We start from the raw sequence: 17,307 nt of genomic DNA, 5'->3' as shown, positions 1-17,307 counted from the left end.
CCTTCGCGGGGATGACGGGGGAGGGGGCGGGGGCGGGGGCGGGGGTGGTGGTCGTCATGCCCAGCCCTCCACGCCGCGCGCGCCTCTGGTCAGGACGTCGAGGCAGGCCATGCGGATGGCGACGCCCATTTCCACCTGCTCGGTGATGGCGGAGCGGTCCGGGTGATCGGCGACGACGCTGGCGATCTCCACCCCCCGGTTCATCGGGCCGGGGTGCATGACCAGCGCGTCGGGCTTGGCGATGGCGAGCCGTTCCGGGGTCAGGCCGTAGAGCATGTGATATTCGCGGGGGGAGGGGATGAAGGCCCCGTCCATCCGCTCATTCTGGAGGCGCAGCATCATCACCACGTCGGCGCCGTCCAGCCCCTCGTCCATGCGGCTATAGGGGGTCGCGCCCAGCATCTCGACTTCGGGCGGCATCAGCGTGGGCGGGGCGACGGCGCGGACCTGCGCGCCCAGGGCGGCGAGGCAGAGCATGTTCGAGCGCGCCACCCGGCTGTGCAGCACGTCGCCGCAGATGGCGACGACCAGCCCTTCGAACCCGCCCTTGCGGCGGCGGATGGTGAGCGCGTCGAGCAGGGCCTGGGTCGGATGCTGGTGCCAGCCGTCGCCCGCGTTCAGCACCGGGCAATCGACCTTGTCCGCGATCAGCGCCACCGCGCCGGAACTGGCGTGGCGGATGACGATCACGTCGGCGGCCATGGCGTTCAGCGTCATGGCGGTGTCGATCAGCGTCTCGCCCTTCTTCACGCTGGAGGTGGCGGCGGCCATGTTGACGACGTCCGCGCCCAGCCGCTTGCCCGCGATCTCGAAGGAGAGGAGGGTGCGGGTGCTGTTTTCGAAGAAGGCGTTGATCTGGGTCATGCCCGCCAGGCGGTCGTCATGCTTGCGCGCGCCGCCCCGGTTGCTTTTTGCCCAATGTTCCGCCTCATCGAGGAGGAAGCGGATTTCCCAGGGCTTGAGGTCGGCGATGGACAGGAGATGCCGGTGCGGAAACAACGCCCGGCCGGTCAGGTCGGACTGGGCGGATGGAACGGTGATGTCGGGCATGAACCGATCCTTTAGGCGAGGGTGGGGGAGAGGGCAAGGCATGGCGGCGCATGCCGTTTCACCCCCGCCCGAACCACCGCCCCAGCAGCGCGCCGTCCCTGATCACTTCCCGCGCCGCATTATGGCCCGGCGCGCCGGTCACGCCGCCGCCCGGATGCGTGCCCGCGCCGCACATGTAGAGGCCCTTGAGCGGGCCGCGATAGTTGCCGTGGCCCAGCACCGGCCGCGCCGCCCATAGCTGGTCCAGCGTCATGTTGCCGTGCATGATGTCGCCGCCGACAAGGCCGAATTTCCGTTCCAGGTCGAGCGGGGAGAGGATGTCGCGGGCGATCACCGACCGGGCGAAGCCGGGCGCGTGGGCGTCGACGGTGGCGATGACGTGATCCGCCGCCGCCTCGCGTTCGTCGTCCCAGTTGCGGCCGTCGGGCAGGATCGGCGCGAATTGCTGGCAGAAGAGGCTCGCCACATGGCAGCCCGCCGGGGCGAGGCTTTCGTCCACGGTCGAGGGGATCAGCATCTCGACTATCGGTTCCCTCGACCAGCCCTCGCGCTTCGCGTCCATATAGGCGCGGTCCATATAGTCCAGCGTCGGCGCGATGACGATGCCCGACTGGTGATGCTCGCCCGCGCCGGGCAGGCAGGCGAAGTCGGGCAGCGCCGACAGCGCGACGTTCATGCGGAAGGTGCCCGACGCCGCCCTGAACCCCCTTATGCGCTTCAGGAAATCGGGCGGCAGGTCGGCGGGGTCCATCAATCGTTCGTAGAGCAGTTTCGGCCCGACATTGGCGATGACGGCCCTGCCCATCACCTCCTCCCCGCTTTCCAGCCGGACGCCCACGGCCCGCGATCCGTCGACCAGCACGGACGCGACCGGCGCCTCCAGGCTGATTTCCACGCCCAGGTCGCGCACCACCTGCGCCATGATGCGGGTGATCGTGCCCATGCCGCCGACGCAGTGGCCCCAGGCGCCCTTCTTCCCGTTCACCTCCCCGAAGACATGGTGCAGCAGCACATAGGCGCTGCCCGGCGCGTCGGGGGAGGCGTAGTTGCCGACCACCGCGTCGAAGCCGAACGCCGCCTTCACCGCCTCGCTCTCGAACCAGCCGTCGAGGAAGCCGCGCACCGACCGGGTGAACAGTTCCAGCACGTCGCGCTGCTGTTCCAGCGTCAGGCCGCCGATCCGCCGGCCCTGGCGCAGCGCGGCGACGACCATCGCCAGCCCGTCGCCGGCATTGGGCGGGGTCTTGAGCGTCATGTCGCGCAGCAGGTCCGCCACCACCTCCAGCGCGTCATAATAAGCGGGGAGGGCGGCGGCGTCCTTCACGCTGAACTTCGCGAACTCCGCCTGGGTCCGCTCCAGCCCGCCGCCCAGCTTCAGATAGCGGCCGTCCGGCTGGGGGAAGAAATTGCCGATCGGCCGTTCCAGCACGCGATAGCCATTTTCGACCAGCCGCATGTCGCTTATCACCTTGGGGTGGAGCAGGCTGACGGTATAGCTTGCCACCGAATTGCGGAAGCCGGGGTGAAACTCCTCCGTCACGGCGGCGCCGCCGACGATGGCGCGGCGTTCGAGGATGCGCACCCGGTATCCCGCCCGCGCCAGGTAGAAGGCGCAGACCAGCCCGTTATGCCCGCCGCCGATGATGACCGCGTCATAGGCCCCGGTCATGCCGCCCGGCTCCATCCAGGGGCGGGGGCGCGACGCAGCCGCGCCTGCGGAATGATGCGCCGCATCCGCGCGCAGAAATGGCGGAGCGCCACCTCCTGCGTCGAAAGGGGGCCGACGGTGAAGCTGTCGGAGGAAAGGCCCGCCTGCACCCGTTCCAGCAGGGCGCGGTCCTCCGCATTAACGCGCCGGTTGATCCGCCAGTTGAGGTAGCGGGCTGCCTTCATTTCCCGGCGCTCGTCAGGGATCGCATAGGCAACCTCCCGGATCAGCGATCGGGTGGGGGACAGCGGCAGCCACTGCATGAAGTCCACCTGGTCGGGATATATGTCGAAGGCGATATTGGGCCACAGCCTGAAATAGGTCCAAAGCCGCTGCCGCTCATCCCCCAGATGCGGTATGCGCGGCAGGAAATGCTGATAGGCCCGTTCCGACAGCTTGGCGGATGGCCGGCGCAGGATCGGCGCGCTCATCCGGTCGGCATGGGCGGCGGCCTCCACCCGATAGCCCTCGCCCATCAGCCGCCGCAGTCCGGGATGCGCCACGGCGACATGCAGCGCGTCGGCATAATTGTCGCCGACGATCTTCCAGTTCACCGCACGGGGGCGCAGCGTCACCCGCCCCATGGCCCGCAAGTCGCCGAAGCGGTGGGCCGCGATCTCCTGAACATAAGGCGCCATCATCTCCGCAACGGAGGGGCCGCCGTCATCCTCCAGCCTGACGAAGAGAAAGCCGTGGAAATTCTCGACCTCCACGGCGTGGAGGCCATGGCGGGCGCGGTCGAGGCCGTAGCTTTCCTCCAGCGGCACGCCGGACAGCCGGCCCCGATCGTCATAGGTCCAGCCATGATAGGGGCAGGTGAGCGTCCTGGCGCAGCCCGCGGCGGCGTCGACGATCCGCGCGCCCCGATGGCGGCAGACATTGGCGAAGGCGCGGACGAGACCATCCCCGCCCCGCATCAGGATCACGCTTTCCCCGATATAGTCGAGCAGGCGGAAATCGCCGGGGGCGGGGATGTCGCTTTCATGCGCCACGATTTGCCAGGAGGGGCGGAATATCCGGCGCAGCTCCAGATCGAAAAATTCGGGATCGCGATAGGTCCAGGCCGGCAGGCTCCATGCCGCGTCCGGATCCTCCCCTTGCCCGTCATCCGTCACTATCGCGCGCCCGCCCCAGCCGATATATTTTACGCATGTATAACATACCGCGCCTTTCCGGCAATGGCGGCGATCGGATCGGTCCTGGGGCCGATCGACATTCAGCCCATGGCGACGGGGGTCGGGACCGGCCGGTCCATCGCCTCAGCCCGCCGCCGCCAGGCGGGCCTGGGCGTCCGCCGCCGCGCCGTAGCGGCGGGCGAGCACGGCGCAGGCCATCAACTGTATCTGGTGGAACAGCATGACCGGCAGGAGGATCGGCCCCACCGCGCCGGCGGGGAACAGCACCCCGGCGATGGGCACCCCCGTCGCCAGGCTTTTCTTCGATCCGCAGAATTGCAGCACGATCGCATCCTCCCGCGACAGGCCCAGCAGCCGTCCGAGCAGGAGGGTGAAGACCAGCACGACGCCCAGCATGGCGATGCAGGCCGCGGCCAGCAGCAGCAATTCGCCGCGCGACACCGTCTGCCACAATCCCTCCACCACCGCCGCGCTGAAGGCGGCATAGACCACCAGCAGGATCGACCCGCGATCCACCCGCCCCAGCATCGCCCTGTGCCGGCTGACGAAGCCGCCGATCCATGGCCGCGCCAGATGGCCGACGATGAAGGGCAGCAGCAGTTGCAGCACGATGTCCTCGATCGAGGAGAGCGAGATCAGGCCGCCCGTTCCGCCCCTTTCCATCGTCAGCGCGACCAGCAGCGGCGTCAGCGCGATGCCCAGCAGGTTGGAGAAGGATGCGCTGACCACCGCCGCCGCGACATTGCCCCGCGCGATGGCGGTGAAGGCGATGGAGGATTGCACCGTGGAGGGGAGCAGCGTCAGGAACAGCAAGCCGGCGCGCATCGATGGCGGGATCGCCGTCGCCTGCTGGGTCGCCAGGCCGATCAGGGGAAAGACCGCGAAGGTCGTTCCCAGCGTCGCCAGGTGCAGCCTCCACGCCCTGGCGCCGTTCCAGATCGCCTGCCGCGACAGCTTCGCGCCGTGCAGGAAGAAAAGCAGGACGATGCCCGCGTCCGCCGCCGCCCCGGCGAGGCCGGCGGCCTCCCCGCGCGCGGGCAGCAGGGACGCGAGCGCCACGGTGCCGATCAGCAGCAGCAGGAAAGGGTCCAGTATCTCGCGCAGGCGTTGCATGGGTCGCCTTTAGGCAGGACGGGCGGAAAAGGATAGACGCGCCCGCGCAGATGCGCCAACAGTCGCGACGAACCACAAGACCCGTGCAAGGCGGAAGAACAGCAAGGAGGCTCCGGTCGTGAGCGAAGGGATAGCCATTGTCGAGAACCAGGGCGTCATCGAAATCCACATCGACCGTCCCGACAAGAAGAACGCGCTGACCGCCGACATGTACCGCGCCATGACCGCCGCGCTGGCGGATGCGTCCGCCCGGGACGAGATCGGCGCCGTGCTGTTCGCCGGGAAGGGCGACGCCTTCTGCGCGGGGAACGACCTCAACGACTTCATGTCCGGCCCGCAGGGCGGGGAGGCGGCCTTCGCCTTCATCCGCGCCATCGCCAATTTCGGCAAGCCGGCGGTCGCCGCCGTGCAGGGGTTGGCCGTGGGCGTGGGGACGACCATGCTGTTCCATTGCGACCTGGTCTATGCGGCGCCCGACGCGCGCTTCACCATGCCCTTCGTCAATCTGGGGATCGTGCCGGAGGCAGGCTCCAGCCTGCTGGCTCCGGCGACGATGGGCTATGCCAAGGCGGCGTCGATGCTGCTTCTGGGCGAGCCGATGGATGCGCAGACCGCCGACCATGCGGGCTTCGTCACGGCGATCGTTCCGGCCGACGCGCTGCTGGACCATGCCCGGAAGAAGGCGGCGCTGCTGATGACCAAGCCGCCTGGGGCGCTGGCCGCGACCCGCCGCCTGATGAAGGGCGATCCGGCGGTGTTGAACCAGCGGATCGAGGAGGAGGCGCGGCTGTTCAGGGAGACGCTGGCCTCCGACGAGGCGCGGGAGGCGTTCGCCGCCTTCTTCGAGAAGCGGGCGCCGGTGTTTCGCCGCTAGGGTGTGTGGGGATTCAGTTCAGGGCGCGGCGAAAATAGTGGATTTCGAGAACTGGCGCGCAGCGTACTTCAGTACGTGAGCACCGGAAGCGCAGAAAGCCGCTATTTGCAGCCCGCCATGGACTGAATCCCCACACACCCTAGGCCGTAAACTCACAAATGGCGGGGATTTGATTTAACGCGCAATGCCCTGAGGCCTGCCGAAGCGGATTTCGCTGACGATCACGGCGGCGACCACCAGCGCGCCGCCCAGCAGGGCGCTGGCGGGCAGGCGGTCGCCCGCGATCCAGCCGATCAGGCCCGCCCAGACCGGCTCCCCGGCATAGATCAGTGTGGCGCGGGTGGCCGACACGCTGCGCTGCGCCCAGTTCATCGCGAGCTGGATCAGCGCCGTCATCAGGCCCAGGCCGCAGGCCGACAGAATGACGATCCAGGAAAAGGGCGGGATCGCCTCTCCGGCCGGGACCATGCAGGCGAAGGCGAGCAGCGACGTCACCGCCAACTGGATGAACGTCACCCGCGCCACGTCGACGCGGCCCGCCCACAGGCTGATGAAGATGATCTCCAGCGCGATGGCGAGCGTGCTGATGAGCGTCAGCGCCTCCCCCCGGCCGAGCGACAGCCCGTCCCTCGGCGCGGCGATCAGCAGCAGGCCGGCGAAGGCCAGCGCCACGCCGATCCAGCTCGCCAGGCGCGGCCGCCTGCGCAGGACGATCCATTGCAGGATGGGCACCAGCGGCACATAGGCGGCGGTGATGAAGGCGGATGTGCTGCTGGGGATCGTCCGCAGCCCCCAGGTCTGGAGCGTATAGCCGGTGAAGATGCCGACGCCGATCATCGTCCCCGCCAGCCATTCCCGTCGCGTGACGCCGCGCAGGACGGGCCAGGCGAGCGGGAGCGCGATCAGCGCCGCCGTGCCGAAGCGCAGCCCGACGAAGAACAGCGGCCCGCTGTGCCGCATCGCCTGGTGCACGATCAGGAAGGTCCCGCCCCACAGCAATGTGATGCCGATCAGCGCCAGTTCCGGGCGTCCGATCATCAGTCGGGAGGGGGCGGGATGTCGGGACGCGGCGCACATGCCGTCGCTGGTGCGGCCGATGGCCGCCAAGGTCAAGCGCCGCGCCCTTCGCGGGCCGTCACTCCTTGCTGATGTCGTTGCCCGCGCGTTCCATGGCCGCGCCGACGTCCTGCTTGGCTTCGCGCGCCTCCCGCTCCGCATCGCGGGACGCATTGTCCATGGCCGCGCCCAGTCGGTCGGACCCTTCGCCTATGGCATTGCCCGCCGCGTCCAGGCCGCGGTCGATCCTGTCGCCCGCCCGGTCGACCGTGTTGCCGACGTCGCTGCCGATCGCGGAGCCGGCATTTTCCAGATTGTCGGCCGCCTTTTCCGAACAGGCCGACGCGCCGAGCATGGCCAGCGCCGACATGGCGGCCAGGAATTTTGTGCGCATGGATTCACCCTTCTTGCCTTCAACACAGGGGTGATAAGCGCTCCCACGGCGATAAGGTTGCGCGACGGCCCTTCACCGGCCGCGCAGTCCGAACACCATGGACCTGTCCTGATCGGGGATCAGCCTCTCCAGCACGCGCCAGAATCCGGTGACGGAGCCTTGCCCCGCCTGGGCGTAGGCGGCGGCCATCTTTTCCCGCAGCGCGCGGAACAGCTCCGCCTCCAGCGCGACGCCGGCGGGGCTGAGCCGCAGCAGTTTCTGCCGCCGGTCGCTGGCGCCCTGCCGCGTCTCGATATAGCCCTGCTCGATCAGGTCGTTGAGCACGCGGCCCAGCGACTGCTTGGTGATGGCGAGCAGGCGCAGCAGGTCCTTCACCGTCAGGTCGGGCTGGCGCGAGATGAAATAGAGCGCGCGGTGATGCGCCCGGCCCAGCCCCTGCGCGGCCAGCCCCTCGTCGATCGAGCGGGTGAGCGCGGAATAGCCGAAATAGAGCATCTCTATGCCCCGCCGGATCTCATCCTCGCGCAGGAACAGCGGCGAAGCGGGCGCGATCTGGGATGTGGAGGCGGGGGTCGGGGAATGGGGCGCGGACATGCCGGTCGGTTCCAGGCTGAGAGGAAGGGGCGGCGCGCATATTGGCGGTTCCGGAAAATAATGACTAGGCTGTATCGACATTCAGCCCTGACGGCCTGCAAATGGTTGAAGCGAGTCGCGTGCCTCGCTTCAATTTCCGTGCTTCCGGTGCTCACCTAGTTTGAGTAGGCTGCGCGCCGGGTCACGGGAAACCACCATTTTCGGCTCGCCATCTTCTGAATGTCGATACAGCCTTAGGCTTTCCTTTCGCGCAACAGGCGCTATATGGCGGTCCGCGCCGGCGGTGTCCGGCCCATGCTGGGGCGTAGCCAAGCGGTAAGGCAGCGGTTTTTGGTACCGCCATGCGCAGGTTCGAATCCTGCCGCCCCAGCCACTATTTTGGCCCATTATGACCAACAAGGTCTCCCCGCGATGCGACGCGCTGCGGATTCGGGTCGCTAGTCCTGTTCCGGCCTGGCATGGACGAGGCCGTTCAGGAAAAGATCGACGACGGACGCCACGAATTGGCGTCGCTCTTGGGCATCCGGCGGGTCGCGCAGGCCAAGCATGACGTGCAGATGCATGTTCCCGCGGATCATGCTGACGAAATGATCGCCCGCTACGGCGCAATCGTCGGTCTGGATCTCTCCGCGCGCCTTGGCTGCCCTGAGCACGTCCGCGAGCGTGGCGCCCGCGCGTCCCGGGCCGAGATCGTAGAAGCGCCGCACGAGTTCGGGAAAGCGGGCGCATTCGGTGATCGCGATGCGGTAAACGCCCAGCAGGGCGGGTGACATGTAGATGTCGATCAGCCGGCGCCCGAAGTCGAGCAGCACCTCCTCAAGTTTCTGGCCCGCCGCATTGTCGATCGCCAGCGGGGCCAGCGCCTGGCCGGCCTGTTCGGAGACGATCGCGGCGAACAGCCCCTCCTTGTTGCCGAACTCGGCATAGATGTTGCGCTTCGAACCGCCCGTCCGCTCGATGATGTCGTCGATGCGCGTTGCGGCGTAGCCCTGTTCGAAAAAGATCTTCGCCGCAACGGCAAGCAGCTCGTCGCGACCGACCTTGATGCGGCTCCGGCCCGGCGTCTGGCTCACTGGCACTTCTCCTTCCCTCGCCTACGCCATTGACTGGTAATTGGGATTACCCTATGGGTCAATGGTAATTCCTATTACCGGAGATTTCATGGCCAGCGCTGACGGGAAGAAGATTGGCATGCTGCTATGCGTCGCGGCCGCGAGCGTCGCGCTGGGCGCGTGGGTGTGGGGCGGCAGCGGCGCGGCGCAAACCGACAATGCCTATGTGCGCGGCGACGTGACCTCCATGGCGCCGAAGGTGGGCGGATATGTCGTTTCGGTCGCGGTGAGGGACAATCAGGCCGTCCGGCCGGGCGATATTTTGTTCCGCATCGACGATCGCGACTATCGGGCCAAGCTGGCGCAGGCCGAAGCCAATGTGAAGGCAGCCCAGGCGCGGCTGGCGAACAGCGGCGAAGACATACGGTTGCAGCATATCCTGGTCCGTCAGGCGGCGGCGCAGCGCGGCGCGGCGGTCGCCGACCTGGGTCTTGCGCGCAGGACGAGCGATCGCCGTAACGAATTGATCGACGGCGGCGCCATCAGCCAGGCGCAAGTCGACGAAAGCGAGACGGCGCGATCGCGCGCGGAGGCGGGCGTCTCCGTCTCGACCGCTGCAATCGATGCCCAGCGCCAGCGTGTCGAGCTTCTGGGCACGCAGCGCCAGGCAGCCGTCGCGGCCCTTGCGCAGGCGATCGCCGCGCGCGATCTGGCGCGCATCGACCTGGAAAATACGGTGGTGCGCGCGCCGATCGCCGGCGTCGTGGGCAATCGGCAGGTTCGCGTCGGTCGGCTCGTCGCGCCCGGCGCTTCGCTGCTCGACATCGTTCCCGTTGCCGATCTCTACGTCGTCGCCAACTTCAAGGAAACGCAACTGGAGCACATCCGCCCCGGACAGGGCGCGCGGATACGCGTCGACGGCTATCCCGACGTCGTGATCAAGGGCGTCGTCGACAGCCTCGCGCCCGGCAGCGGATCGGCATTTGCCCTGATCCCCACCGACAATGCGACGGGCAATTTCGTCCGCGTCGTGCAGCGCGTGCCGGTGAAGATCCGAATCCAGCGCAACCCGCTTCCCGGACGGCTGGTCCCAGGCCTGTCGGCACGGGTCGAAGTCGAGCGCGGCGCAAGGTCATGACCGCCCTAGCTGCCCCGGCGGCAGCGGCGCCTTCAAGCGCCGCGACCGGCCGGCTCCTCGTCGCCGGCATCATCCTTTCCAGCCTGACGGAAGCGGTCGCGGGCACGTTGCTGGCGCTGGGCCGCGCCGACATCATCGGAGACACCTCGGCCACGCCCGACGAGTTCGCATGGCTCGACGTCGGATATACCGCGTTCAAGTTCATCGGCTTCGCCTTCGCGCCCTGGCTCCTGACCCGCATCGATCCGCGCCGGTCGCTTTTGGTGGCCACGCTGGCGATGGGCGCGGCGTGCGCGGGGGCGGCGTCGACGGCCGAGCTCGATTTCCTGATCGTCCTGCGGATGGTTCAGGGGATCGCCGGGGCGACCTTGCTGATCAGCGGACAGGCGATCCTGTTCTGGAACTTCCCCGCGGCGCGCCAGCCGATCCTGCAGGCGATGTTCGCCATGGGATCGGTCGTTGCCCCGGCGACCGCGGCGCCCCTGTTCGAAGGATGGCTGGTCGACAATCACGACTGGAGGTGGATTTTCTTTGCGGTCCTGCCGCTTTCCCTGGGCGCTGCGGGCTTGCTGCTCATCGCCGATCCGACGCCCGCCCGGCCCGCGCCGCCGCGCCGGCTGGACTGGGTCGGCCTGCTTGGGCTGGGCATGGCGCTGTCCTGCGCCACCTATGTGCTGACCCAGGGAAGCCGATGGGACTGGTTCGAGGCGAGCCGGATCGGCTGGATGACCGCTGTCGCCGCGGCCGGCCTGCTGCTGTTCGCGGCCCGGCAATATCGCGTGGGGAGCGCCGGAATTCTCGATCCTTCGGCCTTCAGGACGGCGGATTTCGCCTTTGCCTTCTTCGTCAGCTTCATCGCGGGCGCGGTGCTGTTCGGCAGCGGCTTCGTGATTCCGGCCTTCGCGGTATCGGTGCTGGGCTTCACGCCGACCGAGGCGGGCGCGCTGCTGCTGCCGAGCGGCGGCTGCTTCCTCGCGACGCTGCTGCTCGCCGCCTGGCTGATGCAGGCCCGCGGGGTGCCGCCGGTGGCGACGGTGCCCTTCGGCATCCTGTCGATCATGACGGCCATGTGGATGCTTTCCGGCTCGAACGGCCAAAGCGGCGCCGCCGACATGATGCCGGCGGTCCTGCTGCGCGGTTTCGGCCTCGGCTTCCTGTTCCTTTCCATCATGCTGATCGCGTTCGGCAAATTGCCCCCGGCCAGCGTCGCGTTCGGCATCGGCATCTTCAATATCGGGCGCCAGCTCGGCGGGCTGATCGGCGTCGCGGCGCTCCAGACCTCCATCGATGACGGGATGGTCCATAACCAGGCTGTGCTGGGCGCGGCGATCCATGCGGGATCGCCCGCGCTCGCCGAACGGATCGGGGCGACGACCGACCTGCTGGTATCGCGCGGCGTCGAGGCGAGCGTGGCCGCGAAGGCCGCGACCGCGATGGTCGGCCGCGCGGTCGGCGGGCAGGGCGCGGTGATCGCTTTCGACACCGCCTTCACCCTCGTCGCCTTGCTTTTCGTCTTCGGCGCGCCCTGCATCCTGGCGTTCAAGATCCTGCTCGCCAAGACGATGGGGAAACCGAAATCCTTTCCAGCAGAGGCAAGATCATGAAGCGGCAGCGACCCGTGAAAATCGCGCTGGCGGCGGTTCTCGCCGCCGGTCTGGCGGGCTGCGCGGCGGTCGGCCCCGACTATCGGCGTCCTGAAATCGCCGTCGGCGAAAGCTGGGTCGGGCAAGCGAGCGGCGAAGCCGTCGACGGCGCCTGGTGGCGCAAGTTCAATGATCCGTTGCTGACCGAGCTTGTCGAAGCGGCGATCGCGGGCAACAAGGACATGGCCGAAGCAGGGGCGAGGCTGCGCGAGGCGCGCGCCAATCGCGACGCGGTCCACGGGCGCGAACTGCCGCAGGCCGGGGTTTCGGCGATCGCGACCGAAAGCCGGCTCAGCGAAAATGGCCAGTTGCCCGTCGGCAAGGTTCCGGGGCTGGGCCGCGGCCTTTCGATCTACGACGCCGGTTTCGACTCGTCGTGGGAGATCGACCTGTGGGGCGGAACGCGCCGGGCGGTCGAAAGCGCCGAGGCGCGCGCGGAGGCGGCCGAGGAGGCGCGGCGAGGGACGGTCATCCAGGTCGTCGCAGAGGTTGTCCGCTCCTATATCGACCTGCGCGCCGCACAGGCGCTGCGCGCCAACGCGGTCGTCGAAGCGCGGGGACAGGGCGACATAGCGCGGCTGGTCGGCGAGCGGCTGCGCGTCGGGGCGGCTTCGCGTGCCGATTTCCTGCGCGCCGAAACGCAGGCGCGGTCGACCGCGGCGACGATCCCCGCCCATGAGAGCGACGAAGCGGCGGCCGCCTTCCGTCTCGCGCTTCTCGTCGGGCAGCCGCCCGAGGCGCTGCATGAGCGGCTGAGGCGGGTCGCGCCCATGCCCGCGGCAAGCCTGGACGTCGCCGCCGGCCTGCGGTCTGACCTCCTGCGCCGTCGTCCCGATGTTCGCCTTGCCGAACGCGGCCTGGCCGCGGCGACCGCCGATGTCGGAGTCGCGACGGCGGAGCTTTTCCCGCGCTTCTCGCTGATCGGCGGCATCGGGCTGCAAGCGCGGGAGCCGGGCGATCTCCTTTCCGACAGCAGCCTGCGCTTTCAGTTCGGCCCGTCGCTGCGCTGGCCGATCTTCTCTGGCGGGCGCATTCGTGCCCAGATCCGCGCGGCGGACGCCCGTGTCGAGGCCGCGACGGCGCGCTACGAACGGGCGGTGCTGACCGCGCTCGCCGACAGCGAAACGAGCATCAACCGCTACGCCTCGGCGGGCCTTGTCGGCGTCGAGCGCGCCGCGGCGCGCGACGCGGCGGCGGAGGCGGTCGAACTGGCGAGGCGACGGTACGCGGCGGGCGAGGAGGATCTGACCGCCCTGTTGCAGGCGCAGCTTGCCTACAGTGCGGCCGATCGCCTGCACGTGCTGGCGCAGGCGGCGCGACTGCAACAACTGGCCGCGCTCTACAAGGCGCTGGGCGGCGGCTGGGAAGCGGTCGGGAACGGGCCGGCCTGACGGCGCGAGGCATTTTGCGCCGCGTGGCCGTCCATCCCGTCACGCACCGCGCACCGGCCGGATCTCTTCCTTGTCGCCTCAACGTCCTGCCGGGCTATGCCGACATGCCGTAGACCTGGCCGCCATTGACCATCAGCAACTGGCCGTTCACCCAGTTGCTCCAGGGCGTGCACAGCATGAAGATCGCGCCTGCCGCTTCGGCGGGCGTGGCCGGGCGGCCGAAGGGAACCGATGCGGGGATGCTGTCGACCGCCTTTTGCGAAAGGCCGAGCTGGATGCGCTCGCCGCCGAGTTCCAGCACATTATCCTCGCTTCGCAAGCCGCCCAGCCGCGTATCGACCGAACCGAAGCCCACCGCATTGACGTTGATCAGATGTTCGCCCCATTCCTTCGCCAGCGACTTGGTCAGCCCGACCAGCGCCGCCTTCGCCGCGGCGTAATTGGCCTGGCGGACGCTGCCCATCACGGCGGTAGAGGCGACATTCACGATCTTGCGGAACACCTCCCGCCCCGCCGCCCGTTCGGCCTGGGCGGCCTTGATCATATGCGGCGCGGCGGCGCGCAGGATGCGGAACGGCACGGTCGCGTGGATCGCGAGCATCCGGTCCCATTCCTCGTCCGTCATCCGTTCGGCGCGGGCATTGAGGACATAGCCGGCATTGTTGACGATGATGTCGATCGCGTTCCAGCGGTCCATCGTCGCCTCTATCAGCGCCTCCGCCATGCCGGGCTGGACGAGGTCGCCGGCGAAGACCATCGTTTCCCCTTCCACTTCCCGCGCCGTCCGTTCGGCCGCTTCGCGATCCGCGTCGCAGATCACGACGCGCGCGCCATGCTGGCACAGCAGTTCGGCCGTGGCGCGGCCGATGCCCCGCGCAGCGCCCGTGACGATCGACACCCTCCCTTCGACTATGCGCTCCATTCCGTCCTCCCTGCCATGGAACCGCCCCTCAAAGAAGCAATCCGCCATCCACCACCAGCGTGTGCCCGATCACATAGGAGGCGAGGGGCGAGGCGAGGAACAGCGCGGCCGACCCCAGTTCCGAAGGCTGTCCCATCCGCCCCAGGGGAATCGCGGCAAGAGTGCGGTCCAGCCGCCCGGGATGGTCGGTGGTCACCTTCGTCAGCTTCGTCGCGACCATTCCCGGCGCGATCCCGTTGACGCGGATGCCGTCCGGCGCCCAGGCCTGGCCCAGGGTCCGGGTCAAGCCGATGGCGCCCGCCTTGGACGCGGCATAGGCCGGATTGCCGCGGTTCGCCTGATAGCCCGAAATCGAGCTGACGATGATCAGCGATCCCGCGCTGTCCCGAAGCGCCGGGCGGAAGGCGCGGGCGCACGCCATCAGGCTGTCGAGATTGACGCCCATCACCCTGTCCCAGCCGTCGCGTTCGAATTCGCCGCGCCCATATACCACGGTGCCCTGGCACAGGACGACGATGTCGACCGCGGGAATGTCGCGCGCCGCCCGTTCCACGCCGTCCCAGTCGGCCGCATCGACCTGGCTGTAGAGCAGTCCGGCCAGATCGCTGCCTTCGGACGCGGAATAGTCCGCCGCGTCCGGCCGCGTGCCCCAGACCAGCACCTGCGCCCCCGCGTCGAGGAAGGCGCGGGCGATGCCGTTGCCGATGCCGCTCGACCCGCCCACGACAAGCGCGGTCTTCCCCGTGAAGTCCAGCGGGTTGGCGCCGGTCATGCCATGGCCCCCGCGCCGTGGCGCTCCGCCGCGCGGGCCTGCTGCTCATGGCGAATATAGGCGGGGAACATGTCGCCGCACGGTTCGACATTCTTCAGGATTTCGCGGGCGAGCGTTACCTTGTGGACCTCCGTCGGGCCGTCGGCCAGGCCGATGTGGAAGGAGTTGATGACCCATTCCGCAAAGGGCATCTCATGGCTGAGGCCCAGCGATCCGTGGATATGCAGGGCGCGGGCGGCGATGTCGTGCAGCAGCTTCGGCATCGCGGCCTTGACCGCCGCGACATTGGCCCGGATGGCGCGCCAGTCATGCCCCTGGTCGGCAAGCCATGCGGTTTCCAGTATCAGCAGCCGGAACTGGCGAAGCTCTATCCAGGAATCGGCGATCTTCTCCTGCACCATCTGCTTCCTGGCCAGTTGCTCCCCCTTGGTGAAGCGGGAGACGGCGCGTTCGCACATCATTTCGAACGCGCGCGTCGCCTGGGCCAGGGTGCGCATCGCATGGTGCATGCGCCCGCCGCTCAGCCGGACCTGCGCCACGACGAAGGCGTCGCCGCGCCCGCCCAGCATATTGTCCGCCGGGACGAAGACCCGGTTCCAGCGCACATGCGCATGCCCGTCCTCCGGCTCGCCGTAAAAGCCGTAGTTCCGGACGATCTCTATGCCGGGGGAATCGGCCGGGACGATGAACATCGACATCCGGCGGTGCGGATCGGCGTCGGGATCGGTCACCGCCATGACGATGTAGAAGGCGGCCCAGCGGGCGTTGGAGGCGAACCATTTTTCCCCGTCCAGCACCCATCCGCCATCCACCTGCGTCGCGGCCATGCGCATGACCAGCGGGTCCGCCCCGCCCTGCGGCTCCGTCATGGAGAAGCAGGAGACGATCTCGTTCGCCAGCAGCGGCTCCAGATAGCGTTTCTTCTGCTCGGGCGTCCCGTAATGCGCCAATATCTCCGAATTGCCGGTGTCGGGCGCCTGCGCGCCGAAGACGATGGGGCCAAAGCGCGAGCGGCCGAATTTCTCGTTCATCAGCGCCAGCTTCAGCTGGCCATAGCCCTTGCCTCCGAGGTCCGGTCCCAGGTGGCAGGCCCACAGGCCGCGCGCCTTGACCTTCGCCTGCAGGGGCCGGACCAGCCGTTGAAATTCCGGATCGTGGATGTTCCACTGGCTGCCCAGCAGATGGTCGAGCGGTTCGACCTCTTCCCTGACGAAATGATCGATCCAGTCGAGTTCGGGTTGAAACCCGGGATCATTGGCGAAACTCCAGCTCATGGCAGCTCCTGGATGCGGCCGAGGGCCCGTTGAAAAAGATTGATCGAGGTTTCGTGCATCCAGCGCGCGACGCCCATGTCGGCCAGGCCGCCGCAGGCGCGGGCGTAGCTGCCCTCCTGCAATATGCCGAGCTTGAAGCAGGCGAGGACGACGAACCAGTTGTAATGCGTCATGTCGCGGCCGGTGAGGGCGGCATAGCGTTCCACCAGTTCGGCTTCGGTGGGAAATCCCAGCCACGGTTCGACGGGCAGGCAGCCCGGATGGGAGCCGTCGGGGTCGGTCCAGGTGGCGAGCAGGCAGCCAAGGTCGATCAGCGGATCGCCGATCGTCGCCAGTTCCCAGTCGACGATAGCCAGCAGCGCCGCGCCGTCATGGGAAAAGAGGAGGTTGCCGACGTGGAAGTCGCCGTGGACGACGGCCGGCCTGAAGTCCCGCGGAAGATGGGCGTCCAGCCAGGCGGCGAGGCGTTCGGCAGCGGCAAGATCCCTGCGTCCGTCCCAGCCCGCATATTGATCGTAGCTGTCGAGCTGGCGCAGCCAGCGCGATGCCTGCCGCTCCAGGAAACCTTCCGGCCGGCCGAAGCCGTCAAGCCCGACGGCGGCGGGATCGACCGCCTGGAGCCTGGCAAGGGCGTCGACGATCTCCAGCCCCATGGCATGCTGCACGTCGGCGTCGCCGGCATGAAGATCGGGCATGCCCCGCGTCGCGGCGAAGCCGTCGACCGCCTCCATCAGGTAGAAGGCGGAACCGAGCGGCTCGCGATCCAGGCATGCGGCGACCAGCCGGGCATGGGGCACATCCGTGTCGGCAAGGGCGCCGAGCACGCGGATTTCCCGCTGGATCGTCTTGTCGCCGTCCAGATAGGGGTTGGGCGGAGGCCGCCGCAGGACATAGGAGCGGCCGTCCCGCACGAAGCGAAGCAGGATGTTCTGGGTGCCGCCCTGGAGCGCGACGGGATGCTGCAACGGCCCCCGGCCCAGGCCCTGCCCGTCCATCCACGACCTCAGCCGGTCGACCGGGACCAGGCGTTCCTGATTCCCGGCCCAATCCCCGGCCCAATCCTCGGCTGCGCCTGGCGGCGGCGTTTCGGACGGGAATCTCACCGCTTGCACATCCTCTCCTGCCTTTTCGGCCGCACCTTGGGTCCGCGCCGAGCCTTGGCGGCTCCGGCGGCTGGAATGGAGCGTAGG

General features: G+C 68.4%; 16 protein-coding genes and 1 tRNA gene. 5 read left to right on the top strand and 12 right to left on the bottom strand.

Annotated elements, in window-relative coordinates:
- Nucleotides 1–54: 54 nt before the first annotated feature.
- The 4 genes from Sj15T_RS09960 to Sj15T_RS09945 all read right to left on the bottom strand — a co-directional run bounded on the left by Sj15T_RS09960 (nucleotide 55) and on the right by Sj15T_RS09945 (nucleotide 5,007).
- Complete coding sequence (locus Sj15T_RS09960; RefSeq protein ID WP_013040883.1) at nucleotides 55–1,050, bottom strand: aspartate carbamoyltransferase catalytic subunit; 996 nt, start codon at nucleotides 1,048–1,050, stop codon at nucleotides 55–57.
- Between the two features lie 58 nt (nucleotides 1,051–1,108).
- Entirely contained in the window at nucleotides 1,109–2,719 is a 1,611-nt protein-coding gene (locus tag Sj15T_RS09955) for an NAD(P)/FAD-dependent oxidoreductase (RefSeq protein WP_041386547.1), read from the bottom strand.
- A complete protein-coding gene (locus tag Sj15T_RS09950) occupies nucleotides 2,716–3,873 on the bottom strand; it encodes an aromatic ring-hydroxylating dioxygenase subunit alpha (protein WP_013040881.1) in 1,158 nt (385 codons plus the stop codon). The genes Sj15T_RS09955 and Sj15T_RS09950 overlap by 4 nt, the downstream gene beginning before the upstream one ends.
- Before the next feature lie 144 nt (nucleotides 3,874–4,017).
- Nucleotides 4,018–5,007 (bottom strand): bile acid:sodium symporter family protein, encoded by a 990-nt coding sequence (locus tag Sj15T_RS09945; protein WP_013040880.1) that lies wholly within the window; start codon nucleotides 5,005–5,007, stop codon nucleotides 4,018–4,020.
- 118 nt (nucleotides 5,008–5,125) lie between these two features.
- On the opposite strand from Sj15T_RS09945, the gene Sj15T_RS09940 reads away from it, so the two are divergent.
- Entirely contained in the window at nucleotides 5,126–5,881 is a 756-nt protein-coding gene (locus Sj15T_RS09940) for an enoyl-CoA hydratase (RefSeq protein ID WP_007683622.1), read from the top strand.
- A gap of 174 nt (nucleotides 5,882–6,055) precedes the next feature.
- Here Sj15T_RS09940 and Sj15T_RS09935 read toward each other — a convergent pair whose 3' ends face one another.
- From Sj15T_RS09935 to Sj15T_RS09925, 3 genes are all read right to left on the bottom strand, one after another.
- Complete coding sequence (locus tag Sj15T_RS09935) at nucleotides 6,056–6,958, bottom strand: DMT family transporter (RefSeq protein WP_041386545.1); 903 nt, start codon at nucleotides 6,956–6,958, stop codon at nucleotides 6,056–6,058.
- Between the two features lie 58 nt (nucleotides 6,959–7,016).
- The gene (locus tag Sj15T_RS09930) at nucleotides 7,017–7,331 is read right to left on the bottom strand and encodes a hypothetical protein (protein WP_013040878.1); all 315 of its coding nucleotides are present in this window, start codon (nucleotides 7,329–7,331) and stop codon (nucleotides 7,017–7,019) included.
- A gap of 72 nt (nucleotides 7,332–7,403) precedes the next feature.
- Complete coding sequence (locus tag Sj15T_RS09925; RefSeq protein WP_013040877.1) at nucleotides 7,404–7,925, bottom strand: MarR family transcriptional regulator; 522 nt, start codon at nucleotides 7,923–7,925, stop codon at nucleotides 7,404–7,406.
- A 298-nt stretch (nucleotides 7,926–8,223) separates the two neighbouring features.
- Between Sj15T_RS09925 and Sj15T_RS09920 the strand changes: the two genes are divergently transcribed.
- A tRNA-Gln gene (locus Sj15T_RS09920) sits at nucleotides 8,224–8,298 on the top strand.
- A 64-nt stretch (nucleotides 8,299–8,362) separates the two neighbouring features.
- On the opposite strand, the gene Sj15T_RS09915 is transcribed toward Sj15T_RS09920, so the two are convergent.
- Nucleotides 8,363–8,998 carry a TetR/AcrR family transcriptional regulator gene (locus Sj15T_RS09915; protein ID WP_013040875.1) on the bottom strand — a complete coding sequence of 212 codons (636 nt, stop codon included), beginning with the start codon at nucleotides 8,996–8,998 and terminating at the stop codon, nucleotides 8,363–8,365.
- An 88-nt stretch (nucleotides 8,999–9,086) separates the two neighbouring features.
- Here Sj15T_RS09915 and Sj15T_RS09910 point away from each other — a divergent pair, with 88 nt between their 5' ends.
- From Sj15T_RS09910 to Sj15T_RS09900, 3 genes are read left to right on the top strand one after another with little or no spacing between them, the layout of a single operon-like run.
- Nucleotides 9,087–10,115, top strand: coding sequence for an HlyD family secretion protein (locus tag Sj15T_RS09910; RefSeq protein ID WP_148225563.1), 1,029 nt, complete (start codon nucleotides 9,087–9,089; stop codon nucleotides 10,113–10,115).
- Nucleotides 10,112–11,719, top strand: coding sequence for an MFS transporter (locus Sj15T_RS09905; protein ID WP_013040873.1), 1,608 nt, complete (start codon nucleotides 10,112–10,114; stop codon nucleotides 11,717–11,719). Before Sj15T_RS09910 ends, Sj15T_RS09905 begins: the two co-directional genes overlap by 4 nt.
- Complete coding sequence (locus Sj15T_RS09900) at nucleotides 11,716–13,149, top strand: efflux transporter outer membrane subunit (protein ID WP_013040872.1); 1,434 nt, start codon at nucleotides 11,716–11,718, stop codon at nucleotides 13,147–13,149. The genes Sj15T_RS09905 and Sj15T_RS09900 overlap by 4 nt, the downstream gene beginning before the upstream one ends.
- Before the next feature lie 94 nt (nucleotides 13,150–13,243).
- Here Sj15T_RS09900 and Sj15T_RS09895 read toward each other — a convergent pair whose 3' ends face one another.
- From Sj15T_RS09895 to Sj15T_RS09880, 4 genes are read right to left on the bottom strand one after another with little or no spacing between them, the layout of a single operon-like run.
- Complete coding sequence (locus Sj15T_RS09895; protein ID WP_021223215.1) at nucleotides 13,244–14,071, bottom strand: SDR family oxidoreductase; 828 nt, start codon at nucleotides 14,069–14,071, stop codon at nucleotides 13,244–13,246.
- A 28-nt stretch (nucleotides 14,072–14,099) separates the two neighbouring features.
- Entirely contained in the window at nucleotides 14,100–14,843 is a 744-nt protein-coding gene (locus tag Sj15T_RS09890; RefSeq protein WP_013040870.1) for an SDR family oxidoreductase, read from the bottom strand.
- The gene (locus Sj15T_RS09885; RefSeq protein ID WP_007683637.1) at nucleotides 14,840–16,117 is read right to left on the bottom strand and encodes an acyl-CoA dehydrogenase family protein; all 1,278 of its coding nucleotides are present in this window, start codon (nucleotides 16,115–16,117) and stop codon (nucleotides 14,840–14,842) included. Before Sj15T_RS09885 ends, Sj15T_RS09890 begins: the two co-directional genes overlap by 4 nt.
- Entirely contained in the window at nucleotides 16,114–17,229 is a 1,116-nt protein-coding gene (locus Sj15T_RS09880; protein WP_253720657.1) for a phosphotransferase family protein, read from the bottom strand. Before Sj15T_RS09880 ends, Sj15T_RS09885 begins: the two co-directional genes overlap by 4 nt.
- Nucleotides 17,230–17,307: the final 78 nt, after the last annotated feature.

The organism is Sphingobium sp. TA15 (assembly GCF_037101235.1).
GTDB classification, from domain to species: Bacteria; Pseudomonadota; Alphaproteobacteria; order Sphingomonadales; family Sphingomonadaceae; genus Sphingobium; species Sphingobium indicum.
This window is presented reverse-complemented; position numbering and strand designations above follow the sequence as displayed.

What these genes read in the sequence shown, in the direction of transcription:
- Sj15T_RS09905 (WP_013040873.1), top strand. Translation starts at nt 10,112, where the DNA reads ATGACCGCCCTAGCTGCCCCGGCGGCAGCGGCGCCTTCAAGCGCCGCG.
- Sj15T_RS09895 (WP_021223215.1), bottom strand. Translation starts at nt 14,071, where the DNA reads ATGGAGCGCATAGTCGAAGGGAGGGTGTCGATCGTCACGGGCGCTGCG.
- Sj15T_RS09935 (WP_041386545.1), bottom strand. Translation starts at nt 6,958, where the DNA reads ATGTGCGCCGCGTCCCGACATCCCGCCCCCTCCCGACTGATGATCGGA.
- Sj15T_RS09885 (WP_007683637.1), bottom strand. Translation starts at nt 16,117, where the DNA reads ATGAGCTGGAGTTTCGCCAATGATCCCGGGTTTCAACCCGAACTCGAC.
- Sj15T_RS09960 (WP_013040883.1), bottom strand. Translation starts at nt 1,050, where the DNA reads ATGCCCGACATCACCGTTCCATCCGCCCAGTCCGACCTGACCGGCCGG.
- Sj15T_RS09930 (WP_013040878.1), bottom strand. Translation starts at nt 7,331, where the DNA reads ATGCGCACAAAATTCCTGGCCGCCATGTCGGCGCTGGCCATGCTCGGC.
- Sj15T_RS09945 (WP_013040880.1), bottom strand. Translation starts at nt 5,007, where the DNA reads ATGCAACGCCTGCGCGAGATACTGGACCCTTTCCTGCTGCTGCTGATC.
- Sj15T_RS09925 (WP_013040877.1), bottom strand. Translation starts at nt 7,925, where the DNA reads ATGTCCGCGCCCCATTCCCCGACCCCCGCCTCCACATCCCAGATCGCG.
- Sj15T_RS09910 (WP_148225563.1), top strand. Translation starts at nt 9,087, where the DNA reads ATGGCCAGCGCTGACGGGAAGAAGATTGGCATGCTGCTATGCGTCGCG.
- Sj15T_RS09890 (WP_013040870.1), bottom strand. Translation starts at nt 14,843, where the DNA reads ATGACCGGCGCCAACCCGCTGGACTTCACGGGGAAGACCGCGCTTGTC.
- Sj15T_RS09900 (WP_013040872.1), top strand. Translation starts at nt 11,716, where the DNA reads ATGAAGCGGCAGCGACCCGTGAAAATCGCGCTGGCGGCGGTTCTCGCC.
- Sj15T_RS09955 (WP_041386547.1), bottom strand. Translation starts at nt 2,719, where the DNA reads ATGACCGGGGCCTATGACGCGGTCATCATCGGCGGCGGGCATAACGGG.